The 13,954-nt window shown below is 43.0% G+C and carries 9 protein-coding genes, 2 tRNA genes and 3 rRNA genes; 13 read left to right on the top strand and 1 reads right to left on the bottom strand.

The window, feature by feature from the left end:
- Positions 1 to 52: 52 nt before the first annotated feature.
- Positions 53 to 955, top strand: a complete 903-nt coding sequence (locus BV902_RS24830; protein ID WP_075994201.1) for an AraC family transcriptional regulator — start codon at positions 53 to 55, stop codon at positions 953 to 955.
- 1 nt (position 956) lies between these two features.
- Here BV902_RS24830 and smpB read toward each other — a convergent pair whose 3' ends face one another.
- The gene (gene smpB / locus BV902_RS24825) at positions 957 to 1,412 is read right to left on the bottom strand and encodes an SsrA-binding protein SmpB (protein ID WP_075994200.1); all 456 of its coding nucleotides are present in this window, start codon (positions 1,410 to 1,412) and stop codon (positions 957 to 959) included.
- Between the two features lie 411 nt (positions 1,413 to 1,823).
- Between smpB and spt the strand changes: the two genes are divergently transcribed.
- The 12 genes from spt (at position 1,824) to BV902_RS24765 (ending at position 13,871) form a co-directional block, all read left to right on the top strand.
- Complete coding sequence (gene spt, locus BV902_RS24820; protein ID WP_046672730.1) at positions 1,824 to 3,023, top strand: serine palmitoyltransferase; 1,200 nt, start codon at positions 1,824 to 1,826, stop codon at positions 3,021 to 3,023.
- An 11-nt stretch (positions 3,024 to 3,034) separates the two neighbouring features.
- Complete coding sequence (locus BV902_RS24815; RefSeq protein ID WP_070561222.1) at positions 3,035 to 4,156, top strand: hypothetical protein; 1,122 nt, start codon at positions 3,035 to 3,037, stop codon at positions 4,154 to 4,156.
- The gene (locus tag BV902_RS24810; RefSeq protein ID WP_075994199.1) at positions 4,153 to 5,145 is read left to right on the top strand and encodes an NAD-dependent epimerase/dehydratase family protein; all 993 of its coding nucleotides are present in this window, start codon (positions 4,153 to 4,155) and stop codon (positions 5,143 to 5,145) included. The genes BV902_RS24815 and BV902_RS24810 overlap by 4 nt, the downstream gene beginning before the upstream one ends.
- 9 nt (positions 5,146 to 5,154) lie before the next feature.
- Positions 5,155 to 5,847 carry a CDP-alcohol phosphatidyltransferase family protein gene (locus BV902_RS24805; protein WP_075994198.1) on the top strand — a complete coding sequence of 231 codons (693 nt, stop codon included), beginning with the start codon at positions 5,155 to 5,157 and terminating at the stop codon, positions 5,845 to 5,847.
- Between the two features lie 2 nt (positions 5,848 to 5,849).
- Positions 5,850 to 6,245 (top strand): GtrA family protein, encoded by a 396-nt coding sequence (locus BV902_RS24800; protein WP_075994197.1) that lies wholly within the window; start codon positions 5,850 to 5,852, stop codon positions 6,243 to 6,245.
- 805 nt (positions 6,246 to 7,050) lie between these two features.
- A complete protein-coding gene (locus BV902_RS24795; RefSeq protein ID WP_075991724.1) occupies positions 7,051 to 7,230 on the top strand; it encodes a hypothetical protein in 180 nt (59 codons plus the stop codon).
- Positions 7,231 to 7,437: 207 nt separating this feature from the next.
- Positions 7,438 to 8,967: ribosomal RNA gene (locus tag BV902_RS24790) — 16S ribosomal RNA — on the top strand.
- A gap of 121 nt (positions 8,968 to 9,088) precedes the next feature.
- Positions 9,089 to 9,162 (top strand) — tRNA-Ile (locus tag BV902_RS24785).
- Positions 9,163 to 9,173: 11 nt separating this feature from the next.
- Positions 9,174 to 9,247 (top strand) — tRNA-Ala (locus tag BV902_RS24780).
- Between the two features lie 227 nt (positions 9,248 to 9,474).
- A 23S ribosomal RNA gene (locus BV902_RS24775) occupies positions 9,475 to 12,356 on the top strand.
- 128 nt (positions 12,357 to 12,484) lie between these two features.
- Positions 12,485 to 12,596, top strand: a 5S ribosomal RNA gene (gene rrf, locus BV902_RS24770).
- The 16S, 23S and 5S rRNA genes sit together here with 2 tRNA genes alongside, the layout of an rRNA operon.
- Positions 12,597 to 12,929: 333 nt before the next feature.
- The gene (locus BV902_RS24765; RefSeq protein WP_046671592.1) at positions 12,930 to 13,871 is read left to right on the top strand and encodes a TIGR01212 family radical SAM protein; all 942 of its coding nucleotides are present in this window, start codon (positions 12,930 to 12,932) and stop codon (positions 13,869 to 13,871) included.
- Positions 13,872 to 13,954: the final 83 nt, after the last annotated feature.

Raw genomic sequence — 13,954 nt, 5'->3', positions numbered from 1 at the left:
TATTTTTTTTATTATATTTGATTGACTGCCAATTATATTTAATTGTTGCACTATGGGAGATAGGACGCTGATTCATACATTGCCATTTTCGCGGGCTGGGGAGCTTAGCACATTAGTGGAGAACCGACGCGCATTTACGTTAGATAGTTTGGAGCTTAATATCTACGAAACATATCGGGTATCGCAGCATGTGCCTTTATGTTTTGATGATTTGGTTATGATTAACATGATCCAAGGTAAAAAGATCATGCATTTGGAGAATGTAAAGGCTTTTGACTATCTGCCCGGTCAGATGATGGTGTTGCCTGCATCGGTGGCTATGCATATTGACTTTCCGGAGGCGACCCTCGACCAACCCACGCAGTGTACCGCTTTAACGATTCATAAAGAGAAGATAGCAGCAGTCTTGGACTATCTAAATGAGTTTTATCCGAAAGAACAATTTAGTCAGTGGCGGCTTGATCCGGATTTTTTTCATCTGTACAATTCGACTGAGCTCGCCGACCTGGTGAACAAGTTGTTTCAGATTATTATTAGCGAAAATCCGTTGAAAGATGTACTTGCAGATTTGACTTTTAAAGAGCTTACGATTCGGCTACTTCAGTCACAGTCGCTGATTGCATTAAAAATTGGGAAGTCGCCCAACAAGGTGCTGTTACATGTGCAGGAATTTATTCAGAAACATATTACCGAGAAAATTTCAATTGGCTTATTGGAGCGGACTGCCCACATGAGCAAAGCGAGTCTTACGCGGATGTTTAACCGTGAACTTGGACTTAGTCCGATGGAGTATGTGATCCAACAGCGTATCGAGAAGGCAAAAAAAATGCTTTTACTCACCCGGAATGTAAAGGAGTCTTGCTATGGGGCTGGATTTAATGATGTCAACTACTTTGTCCGGCTTTTTAAAAGCAGGGTAGGAATGACGCCAGGCGCATTTGTCCTGGCGCGTTAATTTAGAATTTCATCACGCGATCAAGCTCTCGTTTAACATCTCTTTCTTTGATGTTTTCTCGTTTGTCAAAATCTTTTTTACCCTGTGCCAAGGCAATTTCAACTTTGGCAAACCCCCGGGAACTGATAAAGATGCGTAGGGGTACAATGGTAAAACCACGTTCTTCCCCCTTCTCTTTTAGCTTTTTTAATTCTCTTTTTGTCAATAGTAGTTGACGGTCGCGTTTTGCCTCGTGGTTATAAAAAGATCCCATGGAGTATTCAGCGATGTGCATGTTTCGGATATATAATCCGTCCTCAAAAAAACTACAGAAACTATCGTTAATATTTGCCTTTCCTTCGCGTATGGATTTTATTTCTGTACCCAATAATCGAATTCCTGCAATGTACTTGTCCAGTAAGTGGTATTCAAAAGAAGCTTTTTTATTTTTTATATTGATATCTGAAGATAAAGCCATATATTGTTGTATATTAGTAAGTCTATACCATTGCTATTGCAATGAACCTAAATGTAACTAATTATAGGATAATTTAAAGTTCGCAAATATAATTATTAAAATTGTCTTATTTTAAAGTAGAATTGTGTGGGCAGATGTTAGCGGAGTATTAAAATAAAATTAACGGTTTTGGGCGATGTGTTAAAAATATGACTAAATTTAAGCGAAAGTCAGCTTATGTTTTCGTATGTTTGCAACGTTTTTTGGAATTATTGTGAATATATACAACGTAGAATTTCAACTTGCATTGTGCATATTAGCAGATTTTTAGTCGGAGACCGAGTTTTTTATATAAAAGTCCAATTCGATAATTTTGTTTGTTACAATAACATCTAAAAGTTAGAAATAGTTTTAGAAATACCTTTTTATCGCATGAGTAAAGGAAAGTTAGGCGAAAAAATATCGCAATTTAAGATTGTTGAGGAGTTGAAAGCTAAGGGCTTATATGCCTATTTTAGACCTATTCAATCAAAACAAGATACCGAAGTAAAAATCGATGGTAGACGTGTATTGATGTTTGGTTCTAACTCTTATTTAGGGTTAACGACTGATACACGTATTATAAAGGCAGCGCAAGATGCTTTGGAAAAGTATGGTACTGGATGTGCTGGATCTCGTTTCTTAAACGGTACGTTGGATATTCACGTGGAACTGGAAGAAAAATTATCTGCTTATGTAGGTAAAGAAGCCGCGATTCTTTTTAGTACAGGATTCCAATCAAATCTAGGCCCTTTGTCATGTCTAATGGGACGTAATGATTATATTTTGTTGGATGAACGTGACCACGCGTCAATTATTGATGGTAGCCGTTTGTCTTTTTCCAAAGTAATCAAATACGGTCATAACAATATGGAGGACTTACGTGCTAAGTTATCACGCCTACCTGAGGATAGTGCAAAGTTAATTTGTACGGATGGTATCTTTAGTATGGAGGGTGATATTGTTAATTTGCCTGAGCTTACATCGATTGCCAATGAGTTTGATGCTGCTGTAATGGTAGACGACGCACACAGTCTAGGTGTTATTGGGCACAAAGGAGCTGGTACAGCTTCTCATTTTGGGCTTAATGATGATGTAGACTTGATTATGGGTACATTTAGTAAATCGTTAGCTTCTTTAGGTGGATTTGTGGCCGGTGATGCAGATGTGATTGATTTCTTAAAACATAATGCGCGCTCTGTGATGTTCAGTGCTTCAATGACTCCAGCTTCGGTGGCTTCCACATTGAAAGCTTTGGAAATTATTCAAAATGAGCCAGAGCATATTGAAAAATTATGGAAAAATACAGATTATGCCAAAGCACAATTACTGGATCATGGGTTTGATTTAGGTGCTACGGAAAGTCCTATTCTACCAATCTTTATTCGTAGCAATGAAAAAACGTTCTGGGTAACTAAAATGCTCCAAGATGATGGTGTATTCGTTAATCCAGTTGTTTCTCCGGCAGTTCCTGCGGAAGAGTCTTTGATCCGTTTTTCATTGATGGCGACACATACTTATGACCAAATCGACGAGGCTATTGAGAAGATGGTTAAAGTATTCAAACAAGCTGAAGTTGAAACATTAATATAAAATCTAATCGTATGATTCAGATTATACCCGTTGAAACAAAGAAACAAAGACGGCTGTTTATAGATTTCCCTCATAGTCTCTATGAGGGAAATCCTAATTATGTACCTGCCTTATTTCTTGAACAAAACGATTTGCTTTCCCCTGACAAGCATCCCTTTTATAAACATTCCCAAGCACAACCTTTTCTAGCTTATCGTAACGATAAGATTGTCGGTCGTATATGTGCCATCTGGAACAACAACCATAATGCCTTTAATCATGTGAATGAAGGACAGTGGGGTTTTTTCGATTGTATAGATGATCAAGAAGTCGCAAACGCGTTATTTGAAACTGCAGAAAAATGGGTTAAAGCTAAAGGAGGGGATACGATCGTTGGGCCGATCAATTTATCGACCAATGATACCGTTGGTTTATTGGTTGACGGTTTTGATAAGCCTCCGGTGGCCATGATGCCCTACAATTCACCGTATTACATCGACTTGATTACCAATTCAGGCTATGGACATAAAGTGGATTTGAGAGCTTATTTGGTTATGGAAAAGTCTGCGGATAAGCGTTCTGTATTGCTTTTGGATAGGCTGGAAGAGCGTTTGAAAAGATCTGGCATTACATTGCGTCAATTCAATGTGAAGGATTTTAAAAACGAGGCAGCAAAAGTTCGTGACATTTATAATAGAGCATGGGATAAAAATTCGGGTTTTGTTCCGATGACAGAGGACGAATTTAATTATACGGCCAAAGATTTAAAAATGATTCTCGATCCACGTTTTGCTATCGTTGCGGAGAAAGATGGTGAGCTTGTTGGCTTTGGTCTAGGGATACCAGATATCAATCAGATCCTTATCAAAGTGAAGCGCGGACGTCTACTTCCTACGGGTATTTTTAAATTGTTATTTGGAAAGAAAAAAATCAACTTGCTTCGTGTACTCATGTTAGGGGTATTGGAAGACTACCGTAAACTTGGTATTGAAGCATGTTTGTATGGCCGAATTATAAAAGAATCAAAAGATTCTAATATTAAGGGGGCCGAATGTTCATGGATGTTGGAGCATAATTACATGATGAACCACGCTATTGAGCAAATGAATGGAGAATTGTACAAACGTTATCGTTTGTATCAAAAATCATTATGATAGAAAAAGTATTAATCACCGGAGCGAGTGGTTTTGTAGGCTATCATTTGACAAGAGCAGCGAAAGAGGCGGGGATGGAAGTTCATGCCGCGGTGAGGAAGTCAAGTGATGTTTCAGAAATTCGCTCTGTTGTAGATAAATTTGTTTATCCGGATTTCTCTGATGAAGAGTCTATCCGAGAATTACTGGAAGCGGAAAACTATACCTATGTTGTTCATGCTGCGGCAATGACTCGTGCCAAACATGAAGAAGATCTCGAAAAGGTCAATGTTGGTTATACAAAAAACTTGGCATCGGCTTGTTTTTCTTTAAAAACTCCCATCAAAAGATTTGTTTTCGTTAGTAGTCTTGCGGCGATCGGTCCTGTTGACTACGATGCTAAACTTATTGATGAAAGCAGCCCTTATCGTCCTGTTACGGCATATGGTCGTAGTAAGCGGAAAGCGGAGCTCGCGTTGAATGATTTTAAAGATCAGCCACTAACGATTTTGCGCCCTACTGCAGTATACGGTCCTCGTGAAAAGGATATTTTTATTGTTTTTAAAACAATGAACGGAGGCCTGGATGCTTATGTTGGTCGCTCTCCTCAAAAGCTTAGCTTTATTTATGTTGCCGACCTGGTGCAGGCGATTATTCATGCCTGTCGTTTTGACCAAGGTGGAAAGCAGGTGTATAACCTTAGCGATGGACAGGTATATGGGCGTTATGAGTTGGCTAGGTTTTTCAAAGAGTTTAGTCAAAAGAAAATGATTCGTATGCATATTCCTTTGGGTGTAGTGAAGACTATCGCGGTTATTTTTGAACGTTTGTATAAAAATTCTAAAGCAATACCTGTACTATATCCGGAACGGCTGAATGAACTTACAGCTGAAAACTGGGGCTGTGATATCTCGGCGGCTCAACGTCAGCTACAATACCAACCTAAATATGATTTGAAGAAAGGCTTAATGGAGGCATTGGCTTGGTATAAGGAAAATAAATGGCTATAATCGCAGATAATGAGTGAGTTAAAAATAAATAAAAAACTTTTTCAGGATAGAAAGAGAACAAATATCTTAAGTGAACCCGAACAAAAACTTATTTCGTACCTCGTTCCTCGAATCCCCAATTGGATTACTTCGGATGGACTTACGGCAATTGGATTTTTAGGTTCCTTAATGATATTGGGGAGTTTTATACTGGCTGAATATGTTGATATTCGCTATTTACTTTTAGGAATCCCTGGTTTCTTTGTACAATGGTTTGGTGATTCATTAGATGGGCGTATCGCATTCTACCGCAATAAATCCCGTCGCTGGTACGGTTTCGCACTGGATATTGTAATGGATTGGATCAGTACGGTTTTTATCGGATTAGGTTATGTGCTGTATACCGTGGGCGATTTTAAGTATCTGGGATTTACATTAGTCGCATTATATGGCTGGGCAATGATTATTTCTCAGCTCAGGTATAGAATTACAGATAAGTATACGATAGACGCCGGAATTTTGGGGCCTACTGAAATTCGAGTGATTATTTCATTGGTTATGCTCTTCGAAGTTTTAATGCCTGGATCTATTAATTGGTGTGTACTGGTAATTTGTATCGCACTTTTTATAATTAATACAAATGATACACGCCTCCTTCTTAAATTAGGCGATGAAAAAGATAAAGAGGATAAATTGAAAAAACAGCAGGAGGAGGCTATTTAACGATGTCTTCAAAAGTTATTACTTTTTTAAAAGCTCAACTTTCCGCCTTTTTAGGCGGATTGTTTGATTTTGGAGTATACTCTGCTTGTTATAAGCTACTTCATATCAGTGCTCCTTTTTCTAATGCTATTAGTGGTAGCCTTGGTGCTGTTGTTAATTTTTTGATCAATCGATACTGGTCCTTTGGTAGTACGCAAAAGTCTGTAGGGAGTCAGCTATGGAAATTTGTGATTGTCGTCTGTGGTAGTATTACATTGAAGTCTACGGGAATTCATTTTCTGGTGGATGTATATCATTTAAACTTTTTGTTCTCAAAACTAGTCGTTGAGCTGCTCGTTTCTTTGGGTTTCAACTATACACTTCAGCGTTTTTGGGTTTTTAAAGCGGAGGAGAAGTAGTAATTACCTAGTTTTGCTTTTGTAGGATGTTAGTTTAGCTCTTGTTCCAGACTAAAAGGGCTTCTTAGCGTCTTATCTCTGTTATATTCCTTCAAATCGCTGTTGTTTTCTGTTTCTCTGCGGCAAATCGGAGGTGAAGCGTGCCACTATCTTATTTGTTGATTATATTTATTCGCTTTTATTTAGTTCTTCTTTAAACTAGATTTTAATTGGTATTTAGTTAGGTTTAAGTTAGGTTTAGTTTAGCTATAACCTAAACTATACCTAAACTAACCCTAACTAAACCCTAAGTAAACCCTATACTAAAATGAAAGTTGATCAAAGTTTACAATAAGTAATTCCTGGACCAAAATGACAGGATCGGGAGCCTTGCATAAATTCTAAAAAGATTCCCGGGCAAGTCTTAAGGTCGCCATGCCATTCGCTGTTCCGCTACGGTTGTGGTTCCTAACACATCTTATTTCTATTATATATATCGATGGTATTAAAGGTTGCGGATCTCTGTTCGGCTACGTTTGCGTTTTTCAATCTCCCTTTGTTATGCTGCGTCGGTGGGGCAGTAGACCCCGCAGGTGCAATTCAGGATGTTTTCGTTACCTGATGCCGCTATGTGGCCCAATCTGGTGGCCGGATCAGCCATCCCAGCCTTCCGGTCACCTGTTTTACAAAAAGAATCTCGCACCGTTACAGGCAGTTAAGGATAAAATGAAAATAATAAGAACAAAAGGCTTGGAAGTTTGTTAGTAATCTCCCTATCTTTGCACCACTCCGCAAGGGAGGGACGGTTACCCCGAAAGAGGGAATCATGAAAAAAGAAGGGTTTAAGAGAAGCCTGGCAGGATCAAAAATCCCGCCCGGTTTAAGTTTAAACGCGGAAATCGAAAAAAGGGAAAAGAAAAAAAAACTTCAAAAAGTTTTTGGAAGTTCAGAAAAGATTTCTACCTTTGCAGTCCCAACGGAAACGAAGGGAAAAACAAAACGATAAAGAGGGGCGCAATGCCTATCGGAATAAAGCAGATACGGAAGTTGAAGCGACAAAGTTCTTTAAGAAAACACAATCATGTAAGCGTGACGAGTAGACAAACGAAAGTCATGAACAAATTCAAGTAATTCGTTCAATTCGATCCAAGATCAGAGATATAAAAAAAGAATTCTGATTATTATAAATAGTTGGAATCAAAAACTTCATTTTACAATGGAGAGTTTGATCCTGGCTCAGGATGAACGCTAGCGGCAGGCCTAATACATGCAAGTCGGACGGGATCCATCGGAGAGCTTGCTCGAAGATGGTGAGAGTGGCGCACGGGTGCGTAACGCGTGAGCAACCTACCTCTATCAGGGGGATAGCCTCTCGAAAGAGAGATTAACACCGCATAATATAATTTCCCGGCATCGAGGAATTATTAAATATTTATAGGATAGAGATGGGCTCGCGTGACATTAGCTAGTTGGTAGGGTAACGGCTTACCAAGGCGACGATGTCTAGGGGCTCTGAGAGGAGAATCCCCCACACTGGTACTGAGACACGGACCAGACTCCTACGGGAGGCAGCAGTAAGGAATATTGGTCAATGGGCGGAAGCCTGAACCAGCCATGCCGCGTGCAGGAAGACTGCCCTATGGGTTGTAAACTGCTTTTGTCCAGGAATAAACCTCTTTACGAGTAGAGAGCTGAATGTACTGGAAGAATAAGGATCGGCTAACTCCGTGCCAGCAGCCGCGGTAATACGGAGGATCCGAGCGTTATCCGGATTTATTGGGTTTAAAGGGTGCGTAGGCGGCCTATTAAGTCAGGGGTGAAATACGGTGGCTCAACCATCGCAGTGCCTTTGATACTGATGGGCTTGAATCCATTTGAAGTGGGCGGAATAAGACAAGTAGCGGTGAAATGCATAGATATGTCTTAGAACTCCGATTGCGAAGGCAGCTCACTAAGCTGGTATTGACGCTGATGCACGAAAGCGTGGGGATCGAACAGGATTAGATACCCTGGTAGTCCACGCCCTAAACGATGATAACTCGATGTTGGCGATAGACAGCCAGCGTCCCAGCGAAAGCGTTAAGTTATCCACCTGGGGAGTACGCCCGCAAGGGTGAAACTCAAAGGAATTGACGGGGGCCCGCACAAGCGGAGGAGCATGTGGTTTAATTCGATGATACGCGAGGAACCTTACCCGGGCTTGAAAGTTAGTGAAGAGTGCAGAGACGCACTCGTCCTTCGGGACACGAAACTAGGTGCTGCATGGCTGTCGTCAGCTCGTGCCGTGAGGTGTTGGGTTAAGTCCCGCAACGAGCGCAACCCCTATGTTTAGTTGCCAGCATGTAATGGTGGGGACTCTAAACAGACTGCCTGTGCAAACAGAGAGGAAGGTGGGGACGACGTCAAGTCATCATGGCCCTTACGTCCGGGGCTACACACGTGCTACAATGGATGGTACAGCGGGCAGCTACATAGCAATATGATGCTAATCTCTAAAAGCCATTCACAGTTCGGATTGGGGTCTGCAACTCGACCCCATGAAGTTGGATTCGCTAGTAATCGCGTATCAGCAATGACGCGGTGAATACGTTCCCGGGCCTTGTACACACCGCCCGTCAAGCCATGAAAGTTGGGGGTACCTAAAGCATGTTACCGAAAGGAGCGTGTTAGGGTAAAACCGATAATTGGGGCTAAGTCGTAACAAGGTAGCCGTACCGGAAGGTGCGGCTGGAATACCTCCTTTCTAGAGTATCGAAGATCGGTGCTCGTCACGTTACATATGATTGCAAGAAGAAAAAACATCAGAAGAAAGTGCCCGCCCCGAAAGGAGCAGGACCGAGAGAAAGAGATGAACAAGATAAGCTAGTCCCGTAGCTCAGTTGGTTAGAGCACTACACTGATAATGTAGGGGTCAGCAGTTCAAATCTGCTCGGGACTACGAAAACGAATGGGGAATTAGCTCAGCTGGCTAGAGCACCTGCCTTGCACGCAGGGGGTCAACGGTTCGAATCCGTTATTCTCCACATCACCGGTGAAGTGTATAGCGATATACTTCAGGATACCGGAAAAAGAGTTCTTTGACATATTGAAAGAGAAAAAAAATTACAAGAGAAGACAACAGTATAGAGACAATACGTGTATGTGTTTGAAGTAAGGGAGAGGCCCTCGGTGAATGCCGAACGATCCCGAACCTAGCATACGGGTATATATATCAAAAGCAGCCGCATAGTAGCAAAAGGCTATGCCGGTGAAGAAAGTAAATAAGGGCACACGGGGGATGCCTAGGCTCTCAGAGGCGAAGAAGGACGTGATAAGCTGCGATAAGCTTTGGGGATTGGCAAATGCGACTTGATCCAGAGATTTCCGAATGGGGCAACCTGACTATTTGAAGAATAGTCGTATAAAACGCGAACGCGCTGAACTGAAACATCTAAGTAGGCGTAGGAGAAGAAAATAACAATGATTTCCCAAGTAGTGGCGAGCGAACGGGAAAGAGCCCAAACCGATCATGTTACGGCATGGTCGGGGTTGTAGGACCACGAGATTGTACAGCGCTATGAACTGGAAGCAGGTGGGAAACTGCGCGACAAGGGTGAGAGCCCCGTACAGGTAAAGAATGTTGACATAGTGGTATCCTGAGTACCGCGGGACCGGAGAAATCCTGTGGGAATCCACCAGCACCATCTGGTAAGGCTAAATACTCCTGAGAGACCGATAGTGAACCAGTACCGTGAGGGAAAGGTGAAAAGAACCCCGAACAGGGGAGTGAAAAGAACCTGAAACCGTGTGCTTACAAGCGGTTGGAGCAGGCAGGTCCTGTGACAGCGTGCCTTTTGCATAATGAGCCTACGAGTTACTCTTGTCTGGCAAGGTTAAGTCCTTCAGGGACGCAGCCGAAGCGAAAGCGAGTCTTAATAGGGCGCATAGTCAGATGAGGTAGACGCGAAACCTTGTGATCTACCCTTGGGCAGGTTGAAGTTGCAGTAACATGTAATGGAGGACCGAACCGATAAACGTTGAAAAGTTTCCGGATGACCTGAGGGTAGGGGTGAAAGGCCAATCAAACTGGGAAATAGCTCGTACTCCCCGAAATGTTTTTAGGAACAGCGTCGGCGTAGAGTTTGATAGAGGTAGAGCTACCGATTGGGTGCGGGGGAGTCAAATCCTACCAAATCCAGACGAACTCCGAATGCTATCAAATATAGCCGGCAGTGAGGCTTTGGGTGCTAAGGTCCAAGGCCGAGAGGGAAAGAACCCAGACCATCAGCTAAGGTCCCCAAATTCGTTCTAAGTTGAACTAACGAGGTCCGGTTGCCCAGACAGCTAGGATGTTGGCTTGGAAGCAGCCATTCATTTAAAGAGTGCGTAACAGCTCACTAGTCGAGCGGCCGGGCGTGGATAATAAACGGGCATCAAGAACGGTACCGAAGCTATGGATTTGTACTGAAAGATGTGCATCTGGTAGGGGAGCATTCCATCGCCGGGGAAGCAGTTTGGCAATGAACTGTGGAGGTTATGGAAAAGCAAATGTAGGCATAAGTAACGATAAGGCGGGTGAGAAACCCGCCCACCGAAAGACCAAGGTTTCCTGATCAACGTTAATCGGATCAGGGTCAGTCGGGACCTAAGGCGCACCCGAAGGGGGCAAGCCGATGGACAACTGGTTAATATTCCAGTACTCTTCATAACTGCGATGTGGTGACGGAGTAGTGACACTGCCGCGAACTGACGGAATAGTTCGTTGAAAGGCGTAGGTATAGGGACGGTAGGCAAATCCGCCGACCCTGCTGAACCCCAATAGTACAGCAAAGCTCCGGTGGCGCTGATAGAGCAGGTAAACAGACTTCCAAGAAAACCCGCTAAGCTTCAGGTTATGAAGACCCGTACCGCAAACCGACACAGGTGGTCGAGGAGAGAATCCTAAGGTGCTCGAGTGAGTCATGGCTAAGGAACTCGGCAAAATGGCCCTGTAACTTCGGGAGAAGGGGCGCTGTCTCGTAAGAGCAGCCGCAGTGAAAAGGCCCAGGCGACTGTTTAACAAAAACATATGGCTTTGCAAAATCGCAAGATGAAGTATAAGGCCTGACACCTGCCCGGTGCTGGAAGGTTAAGAGGGGATGTCATCGCAAGAGAAGCATTGAATCGAAGCCCCAGTAAACGGCGGCCGTAACTATAACGGTCCTAAGGTAGCGAAATTCCTTGTCGGGTAAGTTCCGACCTGCACGAATGGTGTAACGATCTGGGCGCTGTCTCAGCCATGAGCTCGGTGAAATTGTGGTATCGGTGAAGACGCCGATTACCCGCAACGGGACGGAAAGACCCCATGCACCTTCACTATAGCTTAACATTGAGATTGGGTACAGGATGTGTAGGATAGGCGGGAGATGTTGAAGTGGCTTCGCCAGGAGTCATGGAATCAACCTTGAAATACCGCCCTTTCTGTATTCGGTTTCTAACTCGGCAATGCCGAGGACATTGTTTGGTGGGTAGTTTGACTGGGGTGGTCGCCTCCAAAAAGGTAACGGAGGCTTTCAAAGGTAAGCTCAGTACGCTTGGTAACCGTACGTGGAGTGCAATGGCATAAGCTTGCTTGACTGTGAGACCGACAAGTCGAACAGGGTCGAAAGACGGACATAGTGATCCGGTGGTTCTGTATGGAAGGGCCATCGCTCAAAGGATAAAAGGTACGCTGGGGATAACAGGCTGATCTCCCCCAAGAGCTCATATCGACGGGGAGGTTTGGCACCTCGATGTCGGCTCGTCACATCCTGGGGCTGGAGAAGGTCCCAAGGGTTGGGCTGTTCGCCCATTAAAGTGGCACGCGAGCTGGGTTCAGAACGTCGCGAGACAGTTCGGTCCCTATCTGTTGTGGGCGTTGGAAGTTTGAGTGGATCTGACCTTAGTACGAGAGGACCGGGTTGGACAGACCTCTGGTGAACCTGTTATGCCGCCAGGTGTACGGCAGGGTAGCTACGTCTGGAATAGATAAGCGCTGAAAGCATCTAAGTGCGAAACTAGCCACGAGATGAGACTTCCTTATAGGGTCGTAGAAGATGACTACGTTGATAGGCCATAGGTGTAAAGGTTGAGAGACCAAAGCCAAGTGGTACTAATAGCCCGAAGCTTTCTCAAGCAGACAGACACTGTTGTCTTCCTCTTTAATTTTTAAGAAACAAACAGGAAACGAACCTCTTTCAATAGCTATGTCAGTTGGCATGAATCACATGATAAGAATATCATAGATCATCCAATAAAGATTTTTAGGTGCCTATATCGGCGGTGTCTACCTCTTCCCATTCCGAACAGAGCAGTCAAGCCCGCCAGAGCCGATGGTATTGCCGTAACAGGTGGGAGAGTAGGTCGGTGCCTTTTTTTACACGGAAGCCCTTGCTGGAAACAGTCAAGGGCTTCTTTCGTTTAAGTACTTTCCTTGTGAAGCATCTCGCCTGTTCTAGAACTCCCGTATCTAGGTTTTTTGTATATTGCTGTACATATTACTTACTGGCCATATGAGAAATTGTTTGATCATCGTCTGCCTTCTCTTGTTTAATCTGAGATTAGGTATTTGCCAAGACAGACAGGATTACATTTTTGTTTCCTACCAAAACTATCTTCCAACCCCCAAGATAGGTATTGTTGATTTAACATTTGATCCTGAGAAAGTAATGGTCACATATGATTTTTATTGAGTAACTTTGCAGCGCAATGGGTACATTATTGGACAACGGAATTAAACCGTATAATCATTACGGGGCTTATTTAAAGCAAAAGTATAACGGACAGAAAGTGTTTAAAGTGATTGTGGATGGTAATTTTACTTGTCCCAATCGTGATGGTAGTAAGGGCTATGGTGGTTGTACTTACTGTAATGTAGATTCTTTTACACCGGATACTGCCCGGAAAATTCCTTCGATACGGGAGCAGGTAGAATCGGGTATTGAAAGAGCACGCAATAGCTATGGCGCCGAGAAGTTTATTATTTATTTCCAACCAAATACAAATACATATGCGCCGACGCATCTACTGAAAATGATGTATGATGAGGCCTTAAGTATTGATCCTGAAAATACTTTGGGGCTTTCTGTTGGCACACGTCCTGATTGTTTGGATTTTGAAAAGATTGCATTGTTGGAGTCTTATACAGATCGTTACGATGTGGATTTGGAAATGGGTATGGAATCGATCTACAACGATACATTGGAGCAGATCAATAGAGGCTGTTCTCACGACGAATTTGTTCAGGTCATGGATATGCTGAAAGATACCCCTTTGGAACTTTGTGTACATACAATCTTTGGCTTCCCATGGGAATCTGAAGAAATGATGTTGAAATATGCAGATGAAATCAACCGCTTTCCACAGATTAAATTTGTGAAGCTACATCACCTACATATTGTAGAGGGATCCATTATGGGGGTTAAGTTCAAACGTGAGCCCTTTGAACTTTTTTCGATGGAAGGTTACACCGAGTTCTTAGCGAAGTTTATTCCTCGATTGCGTCCTGATCTGATCATTCAACGTATTTTCGGGATTGCAGATAAAGAATTGTTAATTGCCCCGAATTGGGGCTTACCGAAATCAGGTATTCAAACATACATCGATAAGGGATTGGAAGCACGTCAGGTCGTGCAAGGAAGTCTTTTTTAGTCGCCTCCAATAATTTCTACTCTTTTGATAGATAATTGGATGCTATCGCGTTTAATAAATATATTCCGCGCTATAAAAAACAG

This window comes from Sphingobacterium sp. B29, from assembly GCF_001952815.1.
GTDB classification, from domain to species: Bacteria; Bacteroidota; Bacteroidia; order Sphingobacteriales; family Sphingobacteriaceae; genus Sphingobacterium; species Sphingobacterium siyangense.
This window is presented reverse-complemented; position numbering and strand designations above follow the sequence as displayed.

Excerpts from the sequence above, each read along its gene's own strand:
- BV902_RS24810 (WP_075994199.1), top strand. The coding sequence starts at position 4,153 with ATGATAGAAAAAGTATTAATCACCGGAGCGAGTGGTTTTGTAGGCTAT.
- BV902_RS24805 (WP_075994198.1), top strand. The coding sequence starts at position 5,155 with ATGAGTGAGTTAAAAATAAATAAAAAACTTTTTCAGGATAGAAAGAGA.
- spt (WP_046672730.1), top strand. The coding sequence starts at position 1,824 with ATGAGTAAAGGAAAGTTAGGCGAAAAAATATCGCAATTTAAGATTGTT.
- BV902_RS24815 (WP_070561222.1), top strand. The coding sequence starts at position 3,035 with ATGATTCAGATTATACCCGTTGAAACAAAGAAACAAAGACGGCTGTTT.
- smpB (WP_075994200.1), bottom strand. The coding sequence starts at position 1,412 with ATGGCTTTATCTTCAGATATCAATATAAAAAATAAAAAAGCTTCTTTT.
- BV902_RS24830 (WP_075994201.1), top strand. The coding sequence starts at position 53 with ATGGGAGATAGGACGCTGATTCATACATTGCCATTTTCGCGGGCTGGG.
- BV902_RS24795 (WP_075991724.1), top strand. The coding sequence starts at position 7,051 with ATGAAAAAAGAAGGGTTTAAGAGAAGCCTGGCAGGATCAAAAATCCCG.
- BV902_RS24800 (WP_075994197.1), top strand. The coding sequence starts at position 5,850 with ATGTCTTCAAAAGTTATTACTTTTTTAAAAGCTCAACTTTCCGCCTTT.
- BV902_RS24765 (WP_046671592.1), top strand. The coding sequence starts at position 12,930 with ATGGGTACATTATTGGACAACGGAATTAAACCGTATAATCATTACGGG.